Origin of the sequence: Pseudoalteromonas shioyasakiensis (assembly GCF_022398475.1) — a bacterium.
GTDB lineage: Bacteria > Pseudomonadota > Gammaproteobacteria > Enterobacterales > Alteromonadaceae > Pseudoalteromonas.
The window spans coordinates 1-25,004 of sequence record NZ_JAKEVM010000058.1 but is presented as its reverse complement, the minus strand read 5'-3'; the positions used below and the strand labels follow the sequence as shown (position 1 = coordinate 25,004).

Sequence of the window (25,004 nt, the reverse complement as noted above, 5' to 3'; positions counted from 1 at the left end):
TTTTAACTCTGCTTGAGCTCGCCAAACGGCAGCTGCGCCTGCACTAAATGCAATAATCGTGGTTGGCTGACGAATAGTAGCCATTTTTAAATGTACTAGCTCAAAATAACTGTCATGGCCGCATTGAGTCATAAAATGTTGATATTGAAACTGCTCATTTATGGGGAGCTGAATTTCCCCCATGTAAGGGTCACAAAGACTCACTTTACCACGAAGCTGCTGAGCAAGCAGCGATAAATGCGCTGTTTTACCGAATATATCTGATACCAAAAGGTAATTCATAAGCATACTTCTTATTGTTATTTTGTGCCTAATCACAATACGCCTGTTTCTGTTAAACATCCAGAGATTATTTTTGATGTTTAAAAAATAAACCTTGCGCTTAATTGATTCTTACAGTACTCTGATTGTCTGGTTTTTAGAAACCACGCGGTTAACCCCTTACCTTGATCCAGTAATTCCCGCATATTCGTATAAATACTTGCAGCTTGTTCACTAAATGACATTTTGATGAATTTTCAAATCATCACCAAACTGTCACAAACTTAGTCGACACTGTTAGCAAGACAACAAATGTCGGTCTGTATTTTTTAAATGCCTATTAAAGCTCTACAGACACAGACAAAAGAAAAAGTGAGTTTTATTATGTCATATAAATACAACGGATCTTTGATCCAGATCGCACATCCAGTGCAATCAATCTCGGTAAATAAACAGCGTGTAATTTTTAGTGACACGCAGGGCTTAAAAAATGCCATCTTCCAAAAGGCTAGTGATGCACGCCAATTTGTGAAGTGGTTAAAAGCCAACTAAACCCTACCGATAAACGCCAGCCAACAAGCTGGCGTTTTAGTTTTCACCACCAGCCACATAAGCCTATATTCCTGCTACACTTATATTTTAGTTCCTAAATAGGTAGTAACTATGCGTAGTGTGTGGTCTATTTTACTATTACTTTTTTGCTTGCCAGCTTATGCAAATAAGCAACCTAAAGCCATTGAGTGGATCATGGTTGATTTTGCCCCCTACTACATCATGCATGATAAATATGAAGGCACAGGTCGTGATGAAAGTGTGATCAAATTATTAGAAAAAGCACTGCCTGAGGTTTCATTTAAACGCACTTTATTGCCAGCCAGTCGTGCTGTGCATGAACTATCAAACCCACAAAATAATTACTGTATGCTGTCGTTATATCAAAGCGAGCACCGCAAGCAGCATATTCAGTTTACTGAACATTCATCAACTGTTGGTTTGTCGCCGTCTATTGCAATACGTAAAGAGTTAGCAACAAAACTTAAGCTAGACTCAACAAAACCTGTGTCACTTAAATCATTACTAGCCGAAAACCTTGCTTTAGGGTCTCTATGAGCCGCTCTTTTGGAGCAAATATCGACAAAGTTATTAACGAAAGTCATGACGCTAATATTATCTCACGCCCCGGCAGAGACACCCTCGCAAGCCTAACTTATATGCTACAAAAAAAGCGTATTGATATATTACTTGGCTACCCTAGCGAACATTATTACTTGGCTCATTCCATGGGCTTTGAAGATGACTTAACTCAACTATCACTTACTGAAGCTCCGGCGTTAAGCATTGGCTATATAGGCTGCACTAAAAACAAGCAAGGTGAAGTAACGGTAAAATTATTAGATGAAGCTCTTGAGAAAATCGCTCATACAGATGCTTTTCATGATGTTTTAGTTCGCTGGCTACCGGATAATTTGCAGCCCATTTTAGAAAAGAGATTAAAAGATAGAAACGAAAGTGCCGCTCATTAAGCGGCACTTTTAATTTTACCAACCCACAGTTATGCGAATTGGCGGTCGTATTAACGGTGCTTACTTACGTACACCTTCAATGAATAAACCAATATCAACATGGGTTGAAGCCGGACCAAGGTTGTAGTCAATACCATAGTCAGTCAATTTAAGACTTGTTTCGCCTTCAAAACCAACACGGTAACCACCCCACGGATCTTTACCTTCACCAATTTTGTCAATTTCAAAAGTAATGGTTTTGGTTACACCATTTAAGGTAAATTCACCTGTAACATCTGCTTCGTCACCGTCTTCATCAAACTTGATTGAGGTACTTTTAAATGTTGCAGTTGGGTATTTATCAACATTTAAGAAGTCTTTACCGCGTAAGTGCTTGTCACGCTCAGCATGGTTTGAGTCGATGCTTTTAGTATCAATCGTTACATTGATTTTAGATGCATTAGGCGCTTTATCGTCATAGCTAAAATCACCTGAGAAAGTATTAAAACGACCATGTAACCAGCTGTAACCTAAGTGCTTAATTTTAAAAGTTACAAATGCGTGTGCACCGTCTGTATCAATAACGTAGTCAGCTGCATTTGCGTTTGCTGTTGAGAAAAGTGCAGCACTGAGTGCTGTGCCTAATAGTAATTTTTTCATGTTAATCATCCTTCAATGGTTTGATCATTCTAATTAAGGTTTTATCTTTATCGATAAAATGATGTTTTAGTGCCCCTAAAGCATGTAAAACAACCACAGCTATTAGCCCATACGCGGCATAAAAGTGAATTTTACCTGCAATATCTTCTTGGTTTGCGACCGACTCGGGTAATGCCGGTACAGCAAATAAATTAAATACTTCAATTGCACGGCCATCAGCCGTAGAGATTAAATAGCCAGATGTCACAATGACAATTAAAGCTAAATAAATTAGTTTATGGACTGAGTGTGCAACTCGATTCATTGCTTTTGAACTACCTGCAACAGGCTCAGGTTGGGTGCCTAATAAGCGCCAACCAAAACGAAACAACAATAATGCAGCTAAGGTAATACCCACGCTTTTATGTAAGTCCAATGAGCCTTTATACCAAGCGTCGTAATAGGTTAGCTCAACCATATAAACGCCTAAGCCAAACAAACCAAACACCCCAAGTGCCATTAACCAGTGTACTAAGATGGCCACCCAGCCATAACTTGACTTTGAATTCTTTAACATACTCATTTCCCATGAGAATCGTGAAACTAGATACATCTTAAATGACGGCTTATATAATGAAAATAGCGTAAAACGAACAGCTTCTGTGCATATATGCACACCTTAGGGGAAAGGGTAAAGTTGTAAGGGGAAAGGAAAAAGACAAAAGGTGTTAGGTGCTAGCAGTTTATGGAGAGTTTATTACCGCAACATTAAAATTGTATCTTCAGTAAAAAACGAATGTAGTTCCGCTAAGCTTGGCTGGTGGCTGAATTTGGCCGATTAGATACTTTTCTGCGAATTAAATTTGCTACTGGCTTTTCAAAAAATTGATATGAAATTGCTGCTGCAATGACACTCAGCAGCAGAGATAGCAAGAGTTTTAGCTCAATTGACACGTCTAATTGGTTCACCTTTGCGATAATTGGCATATGAAGCAAGTAAAGCGAGTACGATATCTTCCCGATAAAATCACCAAATCGATTAGCGAGCAATACATTATTGTCTGGCACGAGGAAAACAACACAAAAGAAAACAGAGCTCATTACAAGCAGAACTTCATAACTCAACCACATTCTTACCTTATCAGCAGAATTTATGGGAGAAAATGCAGGGTACAGCAAAGGAATAAAACCAAGCGTTAATACAAACCAATGTTTTCGCAAGTAATATGGAATAGTTAATGAACGATAGTTCATACCCAACATAACCCCGACAAAAAAGAAGGGTAATGTCCTCAATACACTAAACAGATTGTATGGAACACCATTAATATCACCATAAATACGTGGATAATTTGTAAAGAACAACAATAGCATTACAGCTAAAATTGAAAGATAAATATACCCTGTTCTATTTTTCGACATTGCCCAAAAAAGTGTAAATATAAAATAAAAGTGTATTTCTGGCGGTATTGACCACAGAACACTTTCGCCATAAATAAACAGTAAATGGGCTATTAAGGTCTCGGTATCAGGAATGTTATAAAGAACAGAGCTACCATTATTCGATAACAAGTAAGAGGCAAGAACAACCACTAAATACAGAGGAATAACTCTAGCAAAGCGAGCAGAAAAATAGCGGACAATATTATCTTTGTTAAAGCCTTTTTCTATATATAGATAAGACATCAAAAAGCCACTAAGAAGAAAGAAAAGCATCACCCCATATGCCCCTGAGCCCCCTCCTAACACACCACCAAGCCAATTAGTTATATCGCTAAAATGAGTGAAAAAGACAATGAGCGCAGCTAAAGCTCGCAGTGAGTTCAGTTTTCTAATTTCCAAAATACGTCCTTGGATGAATTTGAGCGCTTATTTTAACAAGCTCTTACTAGCGTTTAATCGAGCTTTGAACATCTCGTGAAATTGAATAGCTATAGAATTTAACTCAGCCGATTTCAAAAGAAGTAACACCGAAAATACGGTTTAATGGCAAACTCGGAGAGTCGTTGGTATACATTCTGGCAGTTTCAAATGACACCTGCATATTGTACTTCTGTGCTAAAGCGACAGCAGCTTGATTGATTTCTGGCGTATCAAGGAAAATAGCGTCAGATGCACTCACTTTAGATTTTAAAGCAAGGAACAAAGGTTCGGCCAATTCTGGTGAGTCGGCAAATAAAGGGCCAATTTTAAAGCCATTCTGACATTTGCGAATTACCCCGTATCCTGCCAATTTCCCATTGCTCATTACGCCCAACGCGTCGCTCTGGGGTTGGTTTAACCACGCTTTAGTAAAGTTTGCCCTATTTACTGGGAAAAAAGCCTGTTCGTATGCGTCAATAATTTCGAATGGCACAGCATTAAGATCTACAATGTCTGCATTTTGCGGTGAACTACCACCGCCTACTCCTGCAAAACGAATATTACGATAAGCCAAATTAAAACCAGACTTTTTGTAGTTCTCTTGCTGTTCCACCACACCATCAAGGCCAATATTCAACCCTTCAAGGCGCTTTAATGCGGCATTCCAGATTTGCATTCCGTGACCTTTACCACGGTAATCAGGTTTAACAATATAAAAGCCGATAAAGCCAAATGCATTACGGTAATTAATGGCAGAAATTGTAGCGATAGGCTCATCGTCTAGAAAACCAACCAGAAACCCTTCAGGATCAGCTGCAAAGTAACACTCTGCATCATTAAGGCCTGGATTCCAGCCTTCTGCTGCAGCCCAATCAATCATGAGTTCAACTTCCTTCTTGGTCATGGTTTTGATTGTAAAGGGTTTACTATGCATCTGCTTTCCTTATATTTTCAGTTTATACCAATTCGCTTAATTAAGTRRTCTATTTTGAGGCAATAAAACCTCGTTGATAGCAAGGCAAAAATTTCGTTATTTAGTTKTTCTAAATCAGAAATTTTTAACGCAGATAGCGACAGGTTTAATCCCTCAAAATGATTAAGTATTATTGCGGATTGGTATTACTATGACAGCTAACTTAAGACTTACCGCTTAAAGCTTAAAGCTATTAACCTCCAGCTATTCGCCTTCTTCCACCAAACCAACATAAATCTGACTATTGGCGTCTACCTGAAAGCAGCTGATCAGGTTTTCTTTCACCAGCTCTAACATGGCGATAAAGCTAACGACAACACCACTTCTGCCCTCTTCTACCGTAAAAAGAGTACTAAAAGGCAACTGTGATTGAGCTTCTGAGAGTTTATCTAAGATTAAGCTCATGCGTTCACGGGTCGATAAGGCTTCTGCGGTAATATGATGGTGTTCAAATGTTTTGGCTCGAGCCATAACGTCGCTTAGCGCAACTAACAAGTCTTTCATGTCAACGTCAGGTAACAGTACCTCACGCTCACTCAATTCTGGTACCAGCGCTTCGGCAACAAAAATATCGCGGCCTTCGCGAGGAATTTCATCAAGATTTTCTGCGGCTTTTTTAAATTGTTCGTATTCTTGTAAACGTCTTACAAGCTCAGCTCGTGGGTCTTCTTCCTCTTCAAGCTCTTCATGTTTTGGTAATAATAATCGTGATTTAATTTGTGCTAATAACGCCGCCATCACAAGGTATTCACCAGCCAGTTCAAGCTGAAACTCGCTCATCATTTCAACATAACTAACGTATTGCTCTGTAATACTAAAAATAGAGAGCTCTAGTACATCGAGTTTATGTTTTTTGATTAAATACAGAAGTAAATCGAGAGGACCTTCAAAGGTTTCTAAAATGATCTCTAACGCATCGGGTGGAATATATAAGTCTTCAGGTTTATCGACCACCGCTTTGCCATGCAAAAAAGCCAGTGGCAGCTTTTGCTGTACTGGCTCTTGTAAATTATCTGGCGCGTCAAGCTCTGGGCTAGTCAATGAAGTCTCTACTCAAATGGTTTAGTATCACCACAACCCACACGTAAGATTTCGATATCATCATCCGACAAGTCAATTACTGTGGTTGCCTGTTCAGGAAGATAACCACCATGAATAATTAAATCAACTTGCTTTTCAATGCGATCGCGAATTTCATCAGGATCAGCCTCGGTATATTGCTCACCCGGTAAAATTAAAGAGCACGACATTAACGGCTCACCTAATTCAGCCAATAAAGCACAGGTGATTGGGTGTTCGATAACACGAATACCAATGGTTTTTTTCTTTTCGTTTAATAAACGCTTTGGTACTTCTTTAGTGCCTTTAAAGATGAAAGTATAAGGCCCAGGGGTGTTATTTTTAATTAATCTGAATAACTGATTATCAACACGAGCATAGGTAGATAGCTCTGATAAGTCACGACAGACCAAAGTAAAGTTATGGTGTTTTTCAATACCACGAATACGTTCGATGCGCTCTTTTGCTTGCTTATTACCAATGTTACAGCCAAGTGCATAACCCGAATCGGTTGGGTATACGATAACACCGCCCTGCTTGATAATATCAACCGCTTGGCTGATTAAGCGTGGTTGCGGATTATCTGGATGAATATGAAAAAACTGACTCATTACACGCTCCTATTGCCCTTCCCATGCTTGCCAAACACCTTGGCAATCTTTTGGTAAGTATAAATTTTTACCTAACTCCAACCAACTGGTCGGAAAATGAAAATCTGACCCTTGTGACGCAAGTAAGCCATATTCACGACTCAGTTCACCTAAAAACTGGCGCTCACTGGGTGCTTGCTGTGGTTGTGCAACTTCCATCGCATCGCCACCTGCGTCTTTAAATTCAATAATTAACTTACGTAGCCATTTGTTAGACATTTGATAACGCCCAGGATGAGCAAGAACGGCAACCCCACCGGCTTGGTGAATGGCAGCAATTGCGGTTTGCATATCACACCAACTACTTGGTACATAGCCTGTTTTTCCTCGCCCTAAGTACTTTTTAAATACCCCAGGAAAGTTTTTAGCAACACCACGCTCAATCAGCGCTCGGGCAAAATGCGCTCGTGTGATCTGTGCGTTTTCAGCAAATGTTTTTGCTTGGTCGTAAATGCCTTCAAAACCATTTTTAGCAAGGCGACGACCGATCTCTAAAGCGCGCTCTTCACGCTTGGCTTGTTGCACCTGTAACAATGACAACAGTGCGTCATTTTCATCATCAACATTTAAACCAACAATATGAATTTCAAAGCTTTCCCATTTTGTTGATACTTCAACGCCAGCAATTAATTTAAGCGGTAAATTATCATCTGCAATGACTTGGCGAGCTGGTTTTATCGCATTTAATGTGTCGTGATCGGTAATTGCGAACACATCTATGTTTTTCTCAACCGCGCGGTGTAACAATTGCTCGACTGATAGCTGACCATCTGAGTATGTGGTGTGGCTATGTAAATCGTATTTTATCAAAGGGAAAGACTGCTTTACGTAAGTTCTTGAATCAATGATGTGAGTATAACAAAAATTTAGTGCCAAGGCGTGATTATCTTTTTAGGTTAGACATATATACACTCATAAATGGGCAATTGCGATGGGTAAATGCCGAACTCGTACTAATATGTAAATTAATGCTTGACAGTATCGGCTCAGGTACGCTTTACTGTATGCACTTTCAGACACGTTAAATAAGCAATAACAATGAACAAAACAATTCAAATCACAATTTGGTGGTGGCACTCGTAACTAGCGGGTGACGAATTGTCGTGTCTAACGATTTCAAAACCCGCTCATGTAGCGGGTTTTTTTATATCTAAATTTTAAGGTTTTATTATGAATTACATAGCAACTCTTACACATCATTGGTGGTGGCGCCTGGCTTAGCGGGACGGTAAGGGTCTATCTAATTTATAGGCATTTTTATACGAACCCCGCCAAGCATAGCTTCGCGGGGTTTTGTTTTTTAAAGAGTTTTTGGGAATGAGGGAGAATGAGGTTTGATTTTTAGTCATATAACAACGACACCGGGTGAAGTAACCAGTATCACTCAAGTGCGCGACTACATCAGTAGCCCACTTGCGTTATACAGTTTACTCGATAAGCCTAATTCACTGCTGTTAGAGTCTGCTGAAATTGATTCTAAAGACAGTGTAAAAAGTCTAATTTTGGTTGACTCAGCGCTACGTATTGTTTGCCAAGGCAAACAGGTCATACTCACTGCACAGTCAAATAACGGCAAACAATTACTGCCTTATTTACAAACTCATGTGCAAAACTGCTCTGCTGAGCTTGTAGAAGACACATTAACGTTAACCTACAACGAAGTCGCAAGCGACATTGATGAAGCCAGTAAATTAGTAGCAGATAACGCATTTAGCGCGCTACGTAGCTGTATTAATAGTATTAAAAGCACCACAGATAACCCATTTTCTGTGTTCTTAGGCGGTGTATTTGCCTACGATATGGTTGCTAATTTCGAAACTCTTTCTGATGTGCCTGACGGCGAAAACAGCTGCCCAGATTATGTTTTCTACCTAGCCGAAACGTTAGTTGTCATCGACCATCAAGCAAAAACAACCGAGCTAATTGGCAATGTATTTAACGGCCCTGAAGTTCATGCTAATTGCTTTGAGGTTGGTCAACAATTAGAGCGTTTAAATGCCGTATGTGACAACGCACAAAGCTACCAGGGGCAAAAGCAAACCGGCTCAAACCCAATTTCTGTTGATGTTAGCGACGAGCAATACTGCGAACATGTCATCAAGTTAAAAAACAACATCGTTGATGGCGATATTTTCCAAGTTGTTCCATCACGTACTTTTTCTCTCGCCTGCCCTGACTCACTTCATGCTTACAGCCAACTAAAACAACAAAACCCAAGCCCATATATGTTTTACATGCGTGATGAAGAATTTGTGTTATTCGGCGCATCACCCGAGTCAGCCCTCAAATATTGCGCAGAGAGTAAACAAGTTGAGGTATACCCAATTGCTGGTACTCGCCCTCGTGGCAAGTTTGCTAACGGGCAAATTAATCCAGACCTAGACAGCCGCATTGAGCTTGAACTTCGCAACGACCAAAAAGAACGTGCCGAGCACCTTATGTTAGTTGATTTAGCACGAAATGATGTAGCCCGTATTAGCGTACCAGGCACACGTCACGCTAAAGAGTTATTAAAAGTAGACCGCTACTCACAAGTGATGCATTTAGTTTCACGCGTGGTGGGTACTTTAAAACCTGAACTCGATGCGCTGCATGCTTACCAAGCTTGTATGAACATGGGCACCTTAGTGGGTGCACCTAAAGTACGCGCTGCTGAGTTAGTTCGTCAAACCGAACAAAAACGCCGCGGCAGCTATGGAGGTGCAGTGGGTTATTTAACGGGCGATGGCGCCATGGATAGCTGTATTGTTATTCGCTCTGCGTTTGTTAAAAACGGCACGGCCTACGTACAAGCAGGTGCAGGTGTAGTGTTTGATTCAGACCCACAATCAGAAGCCAATGAAACCCGCGCTAAAGCACAAGCTGTGATCACTGCGATTCAATCGACTTACGAGGCACAATAATGACGACAACATCAGCCTATAAAATCTACTTTTTAGATAACTTTGATTCATTTAGTTATAACTTAGTCGATGAACTTTCTATGTTAGGGTGCCAGTTAGTGGTATACCGTAATAACATCAGTGCACAAAGCATCTTTGACAAAATGTGCCAAGAAACCGTACCTGTGTTATTAGTACTTTCACCCGGCCCTGGCGCACCATCTGATGCGGGTTGTTTAATGGAACTCATTGAGCTGTGTAAAGGCCGCTTCCCTATGCTGGGCATCTGTTTAGGGCAGCAAGCACTAACACAGAGCTACGGTGGGATTATTGGTCATGCAGGTGAAACAGTGCATGGCAAGTCATCAATTATTGAGTTGGCTGAGCACCCTGTATTTGCAGGTATGGGCGATAAAATGCCGGTTGCTCGTTATCATTCATTAATGGCAACCAAAGTCCCTGATGACGTTGAAGTAATTGCTTGTTATGAAAATATTCCAATGGCAATTTACCATCAACAAGATAATGCCCTTGGCTATCAGTTTCATCCTGAGTCAATTTTAACGCCAAATGGCGCATTGCTATTACAGCAAAGTATTGAATTTTTAACCGCACGCGTGCAGTAGAGGAATAACATGGAAGCAACGACTCAAACCCAGTTAAACCAATTATTAGCAAAGCAAGATTTATCATTTTCGCAAGCAACTGAATTGTTTGACGCCATCATGAATGGCAAGCTTAATGATATTGAATTAACTGCAGCACTTATCGCCCTAAAACTAAAAGGCGAAACAAGTGATGAAATCGCCGGTGCTGCGGCATCAATGCGCGCCAATGCAGTGCCATTTCAAACCAGCAAAACCTTGCTTGCCGATAGCTGTGGTACCGGTGGCGATGGATCAAACACAATTAATATTAGTACCACGGCTGCTATTGTTGCCGCCGCTGCGGGCATCAACATGGTCAAACATGGTAATCGCAGTGTGTCGAGTAATTCGGGCTCTGCGGATTTACTAAAAGCCTTGGGTATCAATATTGATATGAGCCCTGAGCAAGCTGCCCGTTGTTTAGAAAATACGGGCTTTACATTTTTATTTGCACCGCATTATCACAGTGGTGTACGCCATGCGATGGGCGTGCGTACGGCCCTTAAAAGCCGCACAATTTTTAATATTTTAGGGCCACTGGCCAATCCTTCTGCCCCTGAGGTGCAATTACTTGGTGTTTATGACCCTTCGCTGTGTTTACCAATGGCCGAAACCTTAAAAACCCTTGGCACAAAACGCGCTATGGTGGTTCATGGTGCAGGCACTGACGAAATTGCCTTACACGGGACAACCAAAGTGGTTGAACTTAATAACGGTGAACTGAGCGAATACACGCTAACAGCGAGCGATTTTGGTCTTGCAAACTATTCACTTGAACAACTAGCAGGCCAAGGCCCAGAATATAACGCAAAAGCAAGCTTAGCGATTTTACAAGGTCAAGGTGAAATGGCGCATAACGCAGCCATTATAGCCAACGTTGCCGCTCTTCTTTATTTAACTGATAAAGCAAGTGATTTAAAAGTAGCCGCAGATCAAGTAAGCGAATTATTAGCATCAGGCAAAGCGATGGACACATTGAACGCAATTATTGAGGTAAGTCATGGCTAACGTGTTAGACAAAATTGTTGCCGACAAACGTATTGAATTAGAACAAAGAAAAGCACAGCGCCCGCTTGAGTCATTCATTAGCGAGGTTGTGCCAACCAAGCGAGACTTTGAAGGCGCATTAGCAGCAACCGGCACGCAGTTTATTTTAGAATGTAAAAAGGCCTCACCGTCAAAAGGGCTTATTCGTGAACCATTCAATTTAGAGGAAATTACATCGGTTTATAAAAAGTACGCAACCTGTATGAGCGTACTAACGGATGAAAAATATTTCCAAGGCAGCTATCAGTACCTTGAGTATGTGCGCAGCCAAGTTGAACAGCCGCTTATTTGTAAAGACTTCTTTATTGATGAGTACCAAGTTTATTTAGCACGCTTATCTGGTGGTGATGCCATTTTATTAATGCTCTCAGTCCTTGATGACGAGCAATATTTAGCGCTTCATAAGGTGGCTGATTCTTTAAATATGTCGGTACTCACTGAAGTTAGTAATGAGCAAGAAGTCAGTCGTGCTCTTGCACTGAATGCCAGCCTTATCGGTATTAATAACCGCGACCTTCGTGATTTAAGTACTGACCTTGCAACAACAGAGCGTTTACGTCAGCTTATCCCAAATGACAAAGTAGTGATCTCAGAGTCGGGCATTTATACCCATAAAGATGTAAAACGCCTTGCGCCATTGTGTGATGGCTTTTTAATTGGCAGCTCACTGATGGCTGAGCGCGACTTAGAAGCCGCGTGTCGTAAAGTGATTTTAGGTGAGAACAAAGTGTGCGGTTTAACCCGTTCACAAGATGCGATGGCAGCCTACGCCAGTGGAGCTGTGTATGGTGGCTTAATTTTTTATCCTAAGTCACCGCGCTATGTCGATATAGACTGTGCCAAGCAAGTTACGCAAAGTGCCCCACTCGCGTATGTGGGTGTGTTTGTCAATGCACCGCTTGAACAAGTGGTCGATTATGCACAAAGCTTAAAATTAGCTGCAGTGCAATTACATGGCGATGAGAATAGCGAATATATTCAAAGTCTCAGAAAGCAATTACCGCTTGGCTGTGAAATTTGGAAAGCCCAAGCCGTTAAAGGTGAATTACCTAAACCGCTTGAAGGGGTTGATCGCCATTTATACGATACTTACAGCAAAAGCCAAAAAGGCGGCACAGGCGAAGCATTTGATTGGTCAGTGCTAGAGACGGCAACCGTGCCGTTTATGTTAGCCGGGGGTTTAAACCCAGAAAATATCCATGCAGCGCTTTATCGCGGTGCTAACGGCCTTGACCTAAATTCTGGCGTTGAAGCGTCAGCGGGTAAAAAGTGCCAAACAAAATTACAAAATGCGTTTTCGCATATCAGAAATTATTGAGGTTAGAATGCAAAATCCAGCTTATTTCGGTGAATTCGGTGGTATGTTTGTACCACAGCTGCTTGTGCCAGCACTCAAGCAACTAGAAGCAGAGTTTAATAAATCACAAAACGATCCAGCTTTTCAGGCTGAGTTTGAAAAACTATTAAATGAATACGCAGGTCGCCCTACACCATTAACACTGACACGTAACTTAGTTAAAAACCCTAAGGTAAAACTGTATTTAAAGCGTGAAGATTTACTCCATGGTGGTGCGCACAAAACCAACCAAGTACTTGGTCAAGCACTCCTTACCAAACGTATGGGTAAAAAAGAAGTCATTGCAGAAACAGGTGCCGGCCAACACGGTGTTGCAACGGCCCTTGCCTGTGCCCTACTTGGCTTAAAATGCCGTATTTACATGGGTGCAAAAGACGTAGAACGTCAACAACCAAATGTATTTCGTATGAAACTAATGGGCGCAGAGGTTATTCCTGTCACAGCGGGCTCTGGCACCTTAAAAGATGCCGTAAATGAAGCCCTGCGTGACTGGTCAGCAAATTACAAAGATGCTCACTACTTACTAGGCACTGCAGCAGGCCCTCACCCATTCCCAACCATGGTACGTGAGTTCCAAAAAATGATTGGTGAAGAAGCAAAACAACAAGTATTGAAAGCAGAAGGTCGCTTACCGGATGCTGTACTTGCTTGTGTGGGTGGTGGTTCTAACGCCATTGGTATGTTTACAGACTTTATTGATGAGCCAAGCGTTAAACTAATTGGTGTAGAGCCTGCTGGTAAAGGCTTAGATACCCACCAGCATGGTGCAACCCTATGTAAAGGCACCAAAGGCATTTTACACGGTACCTATACCTACATTATGCAAGATGATGATGGTCAAATTGAAGAGTCTTACTCTGTATCAGCAGGTCTTGATTACCCTGCTGTTGGCCCACAACATGCTCACTTGCATGAAACAGGCCGTGCTGAGTACGTTGGAATTAGCGATACTGAAGCGCTTGAAGCATTCCAACTACTGGCTAAGAACGAAGGGATCATTCCAGCACTTGAATCAAGCCATGCCCTAGCATATGCCCTTAAATATGCCGAGCAACAAACCGAAGACACTATTTTAGTGGTTAACCTAAGCGGCCGAGGCGATAAAGATTTGGCTCACGTACACAGTGTTTTATCAGAAGGAGGCGCACTATGAGCCAGACTAACCGTTACGGACAACTGTTCGCCACATTAAATGAAACCAACCAAGGTGCTTTTGTACCCTTTGTTACGATTGGCGATCCTAATAAAGCACTGAGCGTAGAAATCATCAAAAGCTTAATTGATGGCGGCGCCGATGCCCTTGAGCTAGGTATTCCATTTTCTGATCCGATTGCAGATGGCCCGGTGATCCAAGCGGCCAACATTCGTGCACTTGATGAAAACATCAATACCCTAGATTGCTTTGATATCATCAAACAAGTGCGCCAGTATAATGCTGATATTCCAATTGGCCTGTTATTGTATTCAAACTTAGTGTTTAAACGTGGCATTGAGAAGTTTTATCAAGATGCTAAAGAGGCCGGTGTCGATTCAATTTTAGTGGCTGACGTGCCGCTACATGAATCAAAGCTATTTCGCCAAACAGCAATGAAAAATGGCATCGACCCAATTTTTATTGCTACACCGAATGCTGATGATGACACTTTACGAGAGTGTGCGTCATATGGTCGTGGTTACACATACCTTCTTTCACGCGCAGGTGTAACAGGCACAGAAACCAAGGCACAAATGCCAGCAGATTCATTAGTTAAAAAACTAAAAGATTACCATGCTGCACCGGCATTACTTGGCTTTGGTGTATCAACACCAGAAGATGTTAAATCAGCACTTGAGTCAGGAGCTGCTGGTGCGATTTCAGGCTCTGCGGTTGTTAAAATCATCGAGGCAAATCTTGATGATCAAGCAGCAATGCTAACTGGTTTAAAAGAGTTTGTAGCTAGTATGAAAGCAGCTACAAAATAAGTTTGTTTTATTACTTAAAAAAGGGCCATAAAGGCCCTTTTTTGTACTTAACAATTTATGATTAATGATGGCGGTGCACACCCTCTTTAATCTCTTCTATGAATTTTCGATTAAAGGCCTCTAAGTCGGCTGGGCTTCGGCTTGTGACTATACCCTCATCAACACATACTTCTTGATCAACCCAATTAGCTCCTGCATTGATCAAATCTGTTTTGATACTTGGGTATGAGGTTACTCTGCGCTCCCGTAGTTTGTTAATTTCGGCTAATAACCATGGACCGTGGCAAATCGCGGCGATAGGTTTGTTTTTACCAGCACTGAAAAAACCATCAACAAAGGCTTTTGCTTCGCAATCTTGACGTAACGTATCTGGGTTGAATAAGCCACCAGGCAGAAGTAACGCGTCATACTCTGCAGAGTCTGCTTCGCTGACTACACGGTCAACACTAACTCGCTCACCCCATTGGTTTTCATCCCATGCGGTGATATCGCCACGCTCAAGTGACACAACTTCGACAAGTGCACCAGCTTCTAATAATGCGCTTCGTGGTGACAATAGCTCGCTTTGCTCAAAACCATTGGTTGCAAGAATGGCAATCTTTTTACCATTCAGTTGGCTGTTTAAATTTGACATGTTATCTCCTTATTTAGGTAAACCTAAATGATTAACAGCAGACAACATGCCAAACTTAATATTTTGAAAATATTGAATAAATTTTCAGGTGTTCTATTTATGCTCTGTAAATACTACACCCACTTTGCAAATCCTGCTTATAAACCGTCTTTGAGTGCTTTAGCAGGTTTAAAAACTGGCTTGTTAGCGCCTTCTATTTCAATTTCTTCACCGGTTTGTGGGTTGCGTCCTTTGCGTGCTGGGTAATAACTTAGAGCAAACGTACCAAAGCCATTAATTTGCACTTGGTCACCCTCAGAAAGAGACTTTTCGATAGCATTTAACATGCTGGTTAAGGCAGCTTGAGTGTCTTTTTTTGTTAATTCACTGTGGGCAGCCATTTGCGATACTAACGCGGCTTTATTCATAAAAAGTGCTCCAAAATACGCCGCTTAATCATCTGAGGTTAAGCGGAAAAAGATAAGGTAAAACAACCTAAACGCAGGTTTAGGCCAGATTGGCTCGGGAGGCTAAGCTTTCAGGGCTGTTAAGTCAACCTTGTATCTTGCGTGATAACTTGATACAACCCAGTATCTTTTTAAATTAGAGCATTTATAAATTTATGCATGCGATTATTGAATACATCCCGCTGATATTATTTTTTGCGGTTTTCAAGTTAGTTGATATTTATTGGGCAACAGCCTTGCTGATGCTAACCACCTTAATTCAAGTTGCTTACTGTTATTTTAAAGATGGTAAAGTGCCGACCCGTCACTGGGTGTTTTTTGCCATAGCGGTGGTGTTGGGTACCCTCACCTTAGTGTTCCACGATGAGCAGTTTGTTAAATGGAAAGCCACCATTGTGTATGCCATTTTCAGTGTTACTTTATTAGTAAGCCGCTATGTACTTGGCAAAAACCTAGTGAAAAAAGCACTTAGCTCGATTTTAGAAAATGCCTCTGAGAGTAAACAAGAAATCAACGTACCTGAAGCGCTCTGGAATAAGCTTAACCTATTTTGGGTTGCGGTGACTGCAGGTATCTCGGCGCTGAATATCTACATTGCCTATAACTTCTCGCTCGATTTTTGGGTTAACTTTAAAGTGTTTGGCTTAATGGGCATTACCTTTGTTTGCGTGTTAGCAACGATCATCACCCTATTCAAATACTTACCTGAAGATGACGAAGAGAAAGATCCAAAGCAATCTTAATGTCATAAATCTGTCGTCTTAGCTTGTTAGCGTAAACAAAAAACACGCTGAGACGACATTGAACGCTAACCAATACCGCTGGCTTGAATTTACCCTCATATTTGTTTCTCTGCCGCTATTAGGCTTCTTTCTTCGTGCCTACCTCGCTAACTGGCTAATTCCTGCCCTTATTATTTTAATGGCCGTGTGCGGCATGTTGCTTCTGTCTGATCCCCATTTTAAACGCTTTCGTTTAACAAGCCTTGGGCAATTTAGTACGGTAAAACGTCGCTTATTTAGTTTCTTCTTTTTAGGGGCGCTATTCTCTGGAATGTTTTACGGTATTATGAATCAAGAAAACTGGTTTTCACTGCCACGAAACTCATTTAACGACTGGCTAATGTTGTTATTGCTCTACCCCATTTTATCGGTGATGCCACAAGAGCTTATTTTTAGAACCTATTTTTTCCATCGTTATAAACGCATTATGCCAAGTAAAACAGTGCGTATTATTGTCAGCGCATCAGTGTTTGCGTTGGCGCATATTGTCTATGCGAATGTATTGGCCGTGCTTCTAGCATTTTTAGGTGGGCTGTTGTTTTCTTACACCTATGCGCAAAGCCGCTCAACCTTCGTGTGTGTGATTGAACACAGCTTATGGGGACTTTGGATGTTTACCCTTGGTTTGGGTGATGTGCTTGATGCGGGGGCCTTTTAATGTAATAGGTATAAAAAAGCCGCGCAAAGTGCGCGGCTAAGTATTGAACTGGTTTTTAAAATCCGAAAATACTAAATGCAAAAAACTTAGTGGCTACCGTATTTACAAAGATTAGTAATAAAATGGCAGGGATAAACGTTGATAGCGAGAAGTTCACATACTTCTCTGTGAAGCTGCCAATATAACCTTCACAGCCTTGGCTTAGCTCTGCTGATAAGTTCGCTTTTTTCCAACGATACATAACGAATAAACACACCATTAAACCATTAAGCGGTAAAATTGTGTCGTAAAACACATCATAAACGATATCAAATAAGCTCTTATCTGCACCGCCATAGCTAACAAACTTTGTAAGCAAGTCAACCATACCAAATGACATGGTACATAGCACAGTCAATACACCTGTAGATAAAGTTAAGATAGCCAGTGCTTTTTTACGGCTGATACCTTTGCGGTCACTTAATGTTGCAGTTGGCACCTCTACAATTGATACAAGTGACGTAATTGCAGCAAAAAAGACAAGTAAGAAGAATACAAACGCAACAATTGATGCACCCACGTAGCCAATATCAGCTTGTAACGCTAATAAAATTTTTGGTAGGTAGACAAAAATCATCGATACTGACGAGTCAGATAAAGTACTTGGGTCAGTATCTGGGTTAAAACTGAAAATAGCTGGAAGCACCATTAGACCAGCAATAAATGCCACCATCGAATCAGTGACAGCAACCATTTTTGCACTACCAACAATATCGTCTTTCTTAGAGATATACGATGCATAGGTCATTAAGATACCCATACCTAGTGACAACGAGAAAAACGCTTGAGCTAATGCACCATTTAATACGCTGGCATCCATTTTTGAAAAGTCAGGCACAACATAGTACTTTACACCTGCCATTGCGTTATCAAGAGTTAGTACGTAAACAACCAATGCGGTGAGTAGTACAAATAAAGCTGGCATCATAAACTTAGCCGCTTTTTCAATACCTTCTTTAACACCGCCCACTAAAATCAAATTAACGATGATGGCAACCACGGCCATATAACCAAACACGGTGTAGCTATTGATAAAGGTGCCAAAGTTATCTGGCTGGGCCAAGGCATCTAGATTACCAAAAGCGGTTTGCGATAAATAACCGAAAATCCATACAGTGATCACCATATAAAAAACAGCAATCATAAATGGCGTTAATACGGCTAAAAAGCCAGCAAAGTTCCATTTTGGATCATTGCCCGCTAAAAATTTGTATGAACCAAGTGGATCTTTTTGCGCTTTTCGACCCATGGCCATTTCAGCCATCATCACTGGCAAACAGATGAAAATGACAAACAATGCATAGACTAAAAGGAAAGCACCACCGCCGTTTTTTGTAGCTGAAACAGGAAAACCTACTAAGTTTCCGATACCTACAGCAGAACCGGCTGCCGCTAAAATAAAACCGAGGCGGGAGCTAAAATGCTCGCGTTTTTCGCTCATTTAAAAACCTTATTATTATTTTCTCAACCCAGCGACTCTACCAGTGTTACACCGCGTATTTCAAGCTTTATAAGTTAAAGTTATATGGGTTTGTGTAAAGATTATTACGCGAATAATCTCTCGTCTATTGCTAAGAATATGCTACTATTTTTTAAAAATAACATTGAGAACACACCATGCTGTATATGATTTATTCAACTGATGTTGAAAATAGTTTAGAAGCTCGCAAATCTGCACGCCCTGCTCACTTAGCACGCCTTCAAGAATTAGACGATCAAAACCGTTTATTTACGGCAGGCCCATTGCCAGCCATTGATAGTGAAGATCCGGCTGACGCTGGTTTTACTGGTTCATTAGTGGTTGCTGAGTTTGAGTCGTTAGAAGCAGCACGCGAATGGGCTGCAAACGATCCGTATATTGCGGCGGGTGTTTACGACAACTCAGTCGTAAAACCATTTAAAAAAGTATTTGGTTAACCTCTGAACTTAACTGAATCAATAATTCAGTGTTTGTTCACGGCTTATTAACTAAGATTTGGCTATTGAATTACAGAATTTAACGTAATTACTTGAATTTTAGTTAATTGGTTAATTAAACTAAATGGGTCTGGTTTAGGAGTTCCCCGTCATGCGCATATTATTAGCCTTCAGTTTTAGTCTTTTATTTGCATTATCAAGCTTTCATGCTGATGCCAATAAGAAACAAGCCCAAGAGGTGACTAAAAAGCAGGCTGTAACGATCGCCAAAAAATCTGAAGACGGCCGAACCCTAAAAATCACAGAGCAAGATAAAGTATTTACCGTAAGAATTTTAAAAACGAACGGCCACGTGGTTGATGTCCATGTGAACAAAAAGACTGGCGAAGTGAAAAAGGATTAAAAATGCGAATTTTAGTAATTGAAGATGATTTACACTTAGCAGATAACCTTCGTAATGCCCTAGAAAAAGAGCGTTACAGCGTTGACCTTTGTCACGATGGTGAAGCTGGTTTATTCCATATTACCGAATACCCGCTAGATATGGCGGTAGTCGATTTAGGCTTACCAAAAGTAGATGGTATTGAATTAATTACCAAAGCACGTGCACAAGGTATTACCATTCCTATTTTGATTTTAACGGCACGTGACCGTTGGCAAGATAAAGTAGAAGGCTTAGATGCAGGTGCAGATGACTACCTAACTAAACCTTTCCACGTTGAAGAGCTAATTGCCCGCTGTAATGCGCTTATCCGCCGTAGCGCAGGTAAAGCAAACCCAGAAATGACAGCTGGCCCAATTAAAATTCATACTCGCTCACAACAAGTATGGGTTAACGATAAAGAACTTAGCTTAACGGCGTACGAATACAAAGTTTTAGAGTACCTAATGGTTAATCCACAAAAGGTAATTTCTAAATCTGAACTAACAGAGCACATTTACGACCAAGACTTCGACCTTGATTCAAACGTAATTGAAGTTTTCGTATTACGTTTACGTAAGAAGCTTGACCCTGATGGTACCCTAAACCCAGTTGAAACATTACGCGGCCGTGGTTATAGGCTAAAAAGTCAGTGGTAGCATCGCAAATACCGCTTAAAGTAAGGCAAGGATTTATCCTTGTCTTTGTTTTATTAGTCGCCCTACCAATTCTGTTTTTCTCAATTGGTAAGGCTTACTACGCCTCTTTGGTCGAAGCGACCGAAAAAACCCTCGAAGCTCACTTATATTCATTAATTTCTGAAGTTGATTTCACTGAACGCGGCATCGTTATGCCAAGTACTATCTTAACGCCAGAACTAAACCGACTAAATTCAGACACCTACGCGATGATTTACCGCGGTGACTTACCGGTTTGGTATTCTGAATCGGCGACCAATATCAATTTTATTCCTGATAACTTTGAAGCCCCTGCAGGCTCTGCTGATTTTCGCCGTGTTGAATACAACAATACCGTGTACTGGCAGTTAACGCTTACTGTTATTTTAGAGAACATTGACCAATCAGAACATGCACGTTTTATTTTATTAAAGCGTAATGATGCCCTACTGAGGCTGATGGATGGTTTTAAGCAAACACTCGTAAATTGGATGTATGTGATGGGTGTGGCCATTGCAGCACTTATGGCGATTGGTTTTGTTTGGAGCGCAAGGCCACTGCAACGACTCGATAAAGAAATTAAAGCCATTGAGTCGGGTGATAACCAACAAATTAAAGGTCTTTACCCGGTTGAACTACAAACCATTAAAGCCGATTTAAACTTATTGCTTGAATCGCAGCAGCGCCAAAAAGAGCGTTATCGTGCATCGTTAAGCGACCTTGCTCATGCATTAAAAACGCCATTGGCAGTGCTTAAATCAAGCCCTTTAGCCAATGATGCGGATGCACAAGAGCAGTTAGACCGCATTAATGTGATGATCGAACACCAGTTAAAGCGCGCTGCAACAGGTGCGTCTGACACCTGGAAGAAACAAACCCATATCAAGCCTGTTATTGATTCAATCTTAAGCGCGATGAGCAAGGTTTATCGCGACAAAGATATTATATTTACCTCAGAGGTTAGTGAAAAAGACTATTTCTTGGGTGATAAAACAGATTTGATGGAACTACTTGGTAATTTAATCGATAATGCCTGTAAAGCTTGCCGTTCACAGGTCGATATAAAGGTTAAGCAGAACAAAAAGTTAACGCTCAGTATAAGTGATGATGGCCCAGGTGTTCCTGAGCACAAGCGTGAATCATTACTAACTCGCGGTACCAGACTCGATACCTACGAAAGCGGCCATGGTGTCGGCATGGCTATCGTGTCGGATTTAGTCAACTCGTATAATGGCACATTAACCATTAAAGATGCAGAGAAACTAGCCGGTGCTGAGTTTATATTAGAGTTTAATTACCATGATAAAAAATAAAACATCAATACTCGTAAAAGGCAGCTTTTTAGCTTTAATTGCAAGTGCATCGCAGGCTCAAGCAAAGCAAACATGTGAGCTTGCGAGTAACAATACCGATGACACAAAACGCTATATTCAATGTCTAGATCAAGTTATCGCCGATATTCAGCGTGACCAAAAGATGTGGATTAATAAGCTCACTATGGATCTTGAGAAAATTAAAGAAGATACCGGTAACAGCCAATTGCTACCAATTTTTAATCGCAGCATCAAGAACCAAGAACGTTATTTAGAAGACAGCTGTCGTTGGCGTTATTTACAAAAAATGCCAAATGGTACAAAAGCCGCTATTGCCTATAAGCAATGTGAAATTGAGATCCTGCAAAACCATGTTCAGGTTTTACAGCGACCTCTAAAGTAATAATACCAATCCGCAATAATACTTAATCATTTTGAAAGATAAAAAGGCGCTTAAGCGCCTTTTTTAATCTTCAAGTTTTAGCTCTTCGCCATTGCCAAGCAAGGTAGCAAGCCATCGCCCTTCTTGACTAGTCTCTAAGGCTATTTTAACTATCATGGTCAATGGAACTGATAACAGCATACCCACGGTCCCCATCAGCCAGCCCCAAAAAATCAAGGATAAAAACACCACCAGCGTCGATAAACCCAGCCCTTTACCCATAAAACGCGGCTCGACGATATTACCCATCACCGTGTTTATAACTAAATAACCACCAGCAATAAACCCTGCAACCAGTGGGCCTTGAGTGATCAAAGCAAGTAACACAGGAGGCACCGCAGCAATGATAGAGCCAATGTTAGGGATATAATTAAGCATGAACGCCACTACACCCCAAAGTACAAAGTAATCAACATCAAGTGCCCAAAGCATAAAGCCTGCAAGCATACCTGTGCCTAAGCTAACCAGCGTTTTAATAGCCAGATAAGAATTAATTGAATCTAAGAATCGGTCAACCTGCTGCATTTTCATTTCAGGATCATCCAGTGCTAAATGCACTTTTTTACTCAGCATAGGTCCTTCAAACAACATGAACACCACGGTTAGGATGATCAAAAACAGGTTAGCCATCACGCCACCGAGGCCTGTGAGCATGTTGGTTGCAACATCAATCATTTTGCCCGGATCGAATAAAGAAATAATCTGTTCTTTATCAATCAGGATGTTATAACTCGCTGCAACATTAACCACCCAGACAAATTCTTCTTTTAGTTGTGCTTTGTACTCAGGCAGCTTTTCAGAGAAATCGGTCATCGATTGCCCAACCAATCCGGCAAGGCTTATCCCTACACCAACAATCATCAACATAACAAACACAACAGCAATCCCTTTAGGGATACCGTATTTGGCAAAGAAACGAATTAAGGGATTACAAATAATGGCAATAAAGGCTGCCAACACAAATGGGATAACAATCACACTTGCGGCTTTAATACCCGCTAAAACAACGACTAAAGCAGCAAATATCACTAAACTTTTATTTACACCAGTCAGGCTCGACAAAATAAAATCCTTGTTAGTTTTTTTATCAGTGTAAGTGAAATACGCCGCAAAAGAAATCACAAAGCAGCTGGCACAATTAATGCTCATTATACGTGCATAATTTGAACAATTTATGATACATATAAGTAAGCGTGCTTTAAAAGGAGCTTTATATGGCACATTTATCCGAACAAGAACTCTCTTTTTTCAACCGTTTATTCGAGGCTGAACGGACTGATAGCGATCCAACCGATACAAAAATGTCTGTTAGGCTTAATTTGCCTGATAAATTAAATGGTTTACTTACCAATGCCAAACTGACACTACTGGCTGAAGTAGGGATTTATCAGTTGTGGTTTCCGCTTGAATTTAGCAAGGACGAGAATGGCCAACTGATCCCTGTACTTAGCGCACCAGAAGTAATAGATACCAAAGGCATCGAACGCAGCTGGCGTACGCCAGATCTTGAAATACACACCGAACAATTTCAAATATTGTCTTTATCAAGTACGGGCGTGTTACTCAAGCCGAAGCGTCAATCACCCGATCTTAATAAAGAGATACTGTTGGCATTTAATTTACCTAGTGAAGAACACGTTATCCTTAGCGTAAAGCTAATACGAACGACCAGTAAAGGGATTGCCGGAAAAATAGTGAAAGTGTGTCAGGGTGAAGATGCACTGCGTAAATACTTATTTGAGACCCATAAGCATCATCATGCAAAGCTGTACGAGCAAGGTAACTTTACTACTGAGCTTATCTAGTTGCAGCAGCTTAACAGCTTAGATAAGCTTGGCGTTTTGCAGCAAGTCACAACAAGGTATTTTATGAGTTACCCTATTGGAACCCCAGGTAAACCGTGGAACGACGCAGATAAGAAAGCATGGTTTGAATTACAGTCAGTAAAGCGTAGCTATTTAGATGATGTTGTATCGCAACTAAACTCTTTATCAAGCGATTTCAATATTGAGCAATATGGCGCATTGAGTTACGACAGAGACAAATACCCACTTTACATTTTAAAGAGCAAGCAATGGCAAGCTAATAAACCGGTTGTGCTGGTTACCGGTGGTGTTCATGGTTATGAAACAAGTGGTGTGCATGGTGCTTTAGCGTTTGCTAAGAGAAGTGCCAAAGACTACTTTGCTGACTTTAATATTTTAGTGGCTCCGTGTATCAGCCCTTGGGGTTATGAAACGATTAACCGCTGGAATCCAAATGCCACGGATCCAAATCGCTCATTCTATGCAGATAGCCCAGCTGAAGAGTCTGCAGCAATTATGCAGTATTTAGCCGACAACGCTATTGCACCTTATGTGCATATTGACCTACATGAAACGACAGACACTGATAATAGTGAGTTTCGCCCTGCTCTAGCAGCACGTGATGCAACGACCCACGATAACTGGAACATTCCTGATGGCTTTTATCTTGTCGCTGATAGTGAGCGTCCGCATGATGCATTTCAAACAGCTATTATAAAATCAGTTGAGAAAGTAACCCACATCGCACCAAGTGATGAGAATAACCAGTTGATTGGTGTGCCACAAACTCAATTTGGTGTGATTAATTACCAAGCGAAAAAACTGGGGTTATGTATGGGCTTAACCGATGCAGAATATGTCACAACAACAGAGGTTTACCCTGATAGCCCACAGGCAAATGACGACATTTGTATTGATGCACAAGTAGCCTCAATTACCGGTGCTTTGAACTATATTGTTAACAAATAGTTAGTTATATTTTAAATCTGGGGTGAATGATTTATCACCCCAACCTTAAATAACTAGAT

Annotated in this window: 28 protein-coding genes and 1 pseudogene; 17 read left to right on the top strand and 12 right to left on the bottom strand. The window is 41.0% G+C overall.

The window, feature by feature from the left end; translation table 11 throughout:
- Positions 1 to 282: pseudogene (locus L1D51_RS11730) on the bottom strand (hypothetical protein); the annotation flags it as partial.
- A 642-nt stretch (positions 283 to 924) separates the two neighbouring features.
- Between L1D51_RS11730 and L1D51_RS11725 the strand changes: the two are divergent.
- Together L1D51_RS11725 and L1D51_RS11720 are read left to right on the top strand one after the other, a co-directional pair.
- Entirely contained in the window at positions 925 to 1,371 is a 447-nt protein-coding gene (locus L1D51_RS11725; RefSeq protein ID WP_239963722.1) for a hypothetical protein, read from the top strand.
- Entirely contained in the window at positions 1,368 to 1,784 is a 417-nt protein-coding gene (locus L1D51_RS11720; RefSeq protein ID WP_239963721.1) for a hypothetical protein, read from the top strand. The genes L1D51_RS11725 and L1D51_RS11720 overlap by 4 nt, the downstream gene beginning before the upstream one ends.
- A gap of 60 nt (positions 1,785 to 1,844) precedes the next feature.
- Here the strand turns inward: L1D51_RS11720 and L1D51_RS11715 are convergent, their stop codons facing one another.
- The 7 genes from L1D51_RS11715 to rnm all read right to left on the bottom strand — a co-directional run bounded on the left by L1D51_RS11715 (position 1,845) and on the right by rnm (position 7,757).
- Positions 1,845 to 2,423 (bottom strand): YceI family protein, encoded by a 579-nt coding sequence (locus L1D51_RS11715; RefSeq protein WP_054561236.1) that lies wholly within the window; start codon positions 2,421 to 2,423, stop codon positions 1,845 to 1,847.
- A gap of 1 nt (position 2,424) precedes the next feature.
- Positions 2,425 to 2,979: a cytochrome b gene (locus L1D51_RS11710; RefSeq protein WP_054552924.1), complete on the bottom strand. Its 555-nt coding sequence runs from the start codon at positions 2,977 to 2,979 to the stop codon at positions 2,425 to 2,427.
- 230 nt (positions 2,980 to 3,209) lie between these two features.
- Positions 3,210 to 4,244 carry an acyltransferase family protein gene (locus L1D51_RS11705; RefSeq protein ID WP_239963720.1) on the bottom strand — a complete coding sequence of 345 codons (1,035 nt, stop codon included), beginning with the start codon at positions 4,242 to 4,244 and terminating at the stop codon, positions 3,210 to 3,212.
- 103 nt (positions 4,245 to 4,347) lie between these two features.
- Entirely contained in the window at positions 4,348 to 5,199 is an 852-nt protein-coding gene (locus tag L1D51_RS11700) for a GNAT family N-acetyltransferase (protein ID WP_239963719.1), read from the bottom strand.
- A 243-nt stretch (positions 5,200 to 5,442) separates the two neighbouring features.
- Positions 5,443 to 6,279, bottom strand: coding sequence for a segregation and condensation protein A (locus L1D51_RS11695; protein ID WP_062565126.1), 837 nt, complete (start codon positions 6,277 to 6,279; stop codon positions 5,443 to 5,445).
- A gap of 8 nt (positions 6,280 to 6,287) precedes the next feature.
- Positions 6,288 to 6,908, bottom strand: coding sequence for an L-threonylcarbamoyladenylate synthase (locus L1D51_RS11690; RefSeq protein ID WP_055021149.1), 621 nt, complete (start codon positions 6,906 to 6,908; stop codon positions 6,288 to 6,290).
- 9 nt (positions 6,909 to 6,917) lie between these two features.
- Positions 6,918 to 7,757, bottom strand: a complete 840-nt coding sequence (rnm, locus tag L1D51_RS11685; RefSeq protein WP_054561232.1) for an RNase RNM — start codon at positions 7,755 to 7,757, stop codon at positions 6,918 to 6,920.
- A 524-nt stretch (positions 7,758 to 8,281) separates the two neighbouring features.
- Between rnm and L1D51_RS11680 the strand changes: the two genes are divergently transcribed.
- The 6 genes from L1D51_RS11680 to trpA are packed head-to-tail and all read left to right on the top strand — an operon-like array spanning position 8,282 to position 14,842.
- The gene (locus tag L1D51_RS11680; RefSeq protein ID WP_054561231.1) at positions 8,282 to 9,850 is read left to right on the top strand and encodes an anthranilate synthase component 1; all 1,569 of its coding nucleotides are present in this window, start codon (positions 8,282 to 8,284) and stop codon (positions 9,848 to 9,850) included.
- Positions 9,850 to 10,455 (top strand): aminodeoxychorismate/anthranilate synthase component II, encoded by a 606-nt coding sequence (locus L1D51_RS11675; protein ID WP_239963718.1) that lies wholly within the window; start codon positions 9,850 to 9,852, stop codon positions 10,453 to 10,455. Before L1D51_RS11680 ends, L1D51_RS11675 begins: the two co-directional genes overlap by 1 nt.
- Before the next feature lie 9 nt (positions 10,456 to 10,464).
- Complete coding sequence (gene trpD, locus L1D51_RS11670; RefSeq protein ID WP_239963717.1) at positions 10,465 to 11,484, top strand: anthranilate phosphoribosyltransferase; 1,020 nt, start codon at positions 10,465 to 10,467, stop codon at positions 11,482 to 11,484.
- Positions 11,477 to 12,841: a bifunctional indole-3-glycerol-phosphate synthase TrpC/phosphoribosylanthranilate isomerase TrpF gene (gene trpCF / locus L1D51_RS11665; protein ID WP_239963716.1), complete on the top strand. Its 1,365-nt coding sequence runs from the start codon at positions 11,477 to 11,479 to the stop codon at positions 12,839 to 12,841. The genes trpD and trpCF overlap by 8 nt, the downstream gene beginning before the upstream one ends.
- 7 nt (positions 12,842 to 12,848) lie before the next feature.
- Positions 12,849 to 14,033, top strand: coding sequence for a tryptophan synthase subunit beta (trpB, locus tag L1D51_RS11660; RefSeq protein WP_058584825.1), 1,185 nt, complete (start codon positions 12,849 to 12,851; stop codon positions 14,031 to 14,033).
- Positions 14,030 to 14,842, top strand: a complete 813-nt coding sequence (gene trpA, locus L1D51_RS11655; RefSeq protein WP_054561227.1) for a tryptophan synthase subunit alpha — start codon at positions 14,030 to 14,032, stop codon at positions 14,840 to 14,842. The genes trpB and trpA overlap by 4 nt, the downstream gene beginning before the upstream one ends.
- Before the next feature lie 61 nt (positions 14,843 to 14,903).
- Here the strand turns inward: trpA and L1D51_RS11650 are convergent, their stop codons facing one another.
- Positions 14,904 to 15,476 carry a type 1 glutamine amidotransferase domain-containing protein gene (locus L1D51_RS11650; protein WP_239963715.1) on the bottom strand — a complete coding sequence of 191 codons (573 nt, stop codon included), beginning with the start codon at positions 15,474 to 15,476 and terminating at the stop codon, positions 14,904 to 14,906.
- A gap of 137 nt (positions 15,477 to 15,613) precedes the next feature.
- Positions 15,614 to 15,883 carry an HU family DNA-binding protein gene (locus tag L1D51_RS11645; RefSeq protein ID WP_054561225.1) on the bottom strand — a complete coding sequence of 90 codons (270 nt, stop codon included), beginning with the start codon at positions 15,881 to 15,883 and terminating at the stop codon, positions 15,614 to 15,616.
- A gap of 194 nt (positions 15,884 to 16,077) precedes the next feature.
- Here L1D51_RS11645 and L1D51_RS11640 point away from each other — a divergent pair, with 194 nt between their 5' ends.
- Together L1D51_RS11640 and L1D51_RS11635 are read left to right on the top strand one after the other, a co-directional pair.
- A complete protein-coding gene (locus L1D51_RS11640; RefSeq protein ID WP_054561224.1) occupies positions 16,078 to 16,665 on the top strand; it encodes an inner membrane-spanning protein YciB in 588 nt (195 codons plus the stop codon).
- A gap of 58 nt (positions 16,666 to 16,723) precedes the next feature.
- Positions 16,724 to 17,362: a CPBP family glutamic-type intramembrane protease gene (locus L1D51_RS11635; protein WP_054561223.1), complete on the top strand. Its 639-nt coding sequence runs from the start codon at positions 16,724 to 16,726 to the stop codon at positions 17,360 to 17,362.
- 55 nt (positions 17,363 to 17,417) lie between these two features.
- Here L1D51_RS11635 and L1D51_RS11630 read toward each other — a convergent pair whose 3' ends face one another.
- Entirely contained in the window at positions 17,418 to 18,842 is a 1,425-nt protein-coding gene (locus L1D51_RS11630; RefSeq protein ID WP_239963714.1) for a sodium-dependent transporter, read from the bottom strand.
- Between the two features lie 176 nt (positions 18,843 to 19,018).
- Between L1D51_RS11630 and L1D51_RS11625 the strand changes: the two genes are divergently transcribed.
- The 5 genes from L1D51_RS11625 (at position 19,019) to L1D51_RS11605 (ending at position 22,132) form a co-directional block, all read left to right on the top strand.
- Positions 19,019 to 19,318, top strand: a complete 300-nt coding sequence (locus tag L1D51_RS11625) for a YciI family protein (RefSeq protein ID WP_054552909.1) — start codon at positions 19,019 to 19,021, stop codon at positions 19,316 to 19,318.
- A gap of 151 nt (positions 19,319 to 19,469) precedes the next feature.
- A complete protein-coding gene (locus L1D51_RS11620; RefSeq protein ID WP_054552908.1) occupies positions 19,470 to 19,721 on the top strand; it encodes a PepSY domain-containing protein in 252 nt (83 codons plus the stop codon).
- Between the two features lie 2 nt (positions 19,722 to 19,723).
- A complete protein-coding gene (locus tag L1D51_RS11615; protein ID WP_054552907.1) occupies positions 19,724 to 20,398 on the top strand; it encodes a response regulator transcription factor in 675 nt (224 codons plus the stop codon).
- On the top strand, positions 20,392 to 21,729 hold the full coding sequence (locus L1D51_RS11610; RefSeq protein ID WP_054561221.1) for an ATP-binding protein: 1,338 nt from the start codon (positions 20,392 to 20,394) through the stop codon (positions 21,727 to 21,729). The genes L1D51_RS11615 and L1D51_RS11610 overlap by 7 nt, the downstream gene beginning before the upstream one ends.
- A complete protein-coding gene (locus L1D51_RS11605; protein ID WP_239963713.1) occupies positions 21,716 to 22,132 on the top strand; it encodes a hypothetical protein in 417 nt (138 codons plus the stop codon). Before L1D51_RS11610 ends, L1D51_RS11605 begins: the two co-directional genes overlap by 14 nt.
- 63 nt (positions 22,133 to 22,195) lie before the next feature.
- Here L1D51_RS11605 and L1D51_RS11600 read toward each other — a convergent pair whose 3' ends face one another.
- Positions 22,196 to 23,233 (bottom strand): AI-2E family transporter, encoded by a 1,038-nt coding sequence (locus tag L1D51_RS11600; protein WP_054561983.1) that lies wholly within the window; start codon positions 23,231 to 23,233, stop codon positions 22,196 to 22,198.
- A gap of 152 nt (positions 23,234 to 23,385) precedes the next feature.
- Between L1D51_RS11600 and L1D51_RS11595 the strand changes: the two genes are divergently transcribed.
- Together L1D51_RS11595 and L1D51_RS11590 are read left to right on the top strand one after the other, a co-directional pair.
- On the top strand, positions 23,386 to 23,976 hold the full coding sequence (locus tag L1D51_RS11595) for a hypothetical protein (protein WP_054561219.1): 591 nt from the start codon (positions 23,386 to 23,388) through the stop codon (positions 23,974 to 23,976).
- Between the two features lie 63 nt (positions 23,977 to 24,039).
- Positions 24,040 to 24,945: a M14 family metallopeptidase gene (locus L1D51_RS11590; RefSeq protein WP_054561982.1), complete on the top strand. Its 906-nt coding sequence runs from the start codon at positions 24,040 to 24,042 to the stop codon at positions 24,943 to 24,945.
- Positions 24,946 to 25,004: the final 59 nt, after the last annotated feature.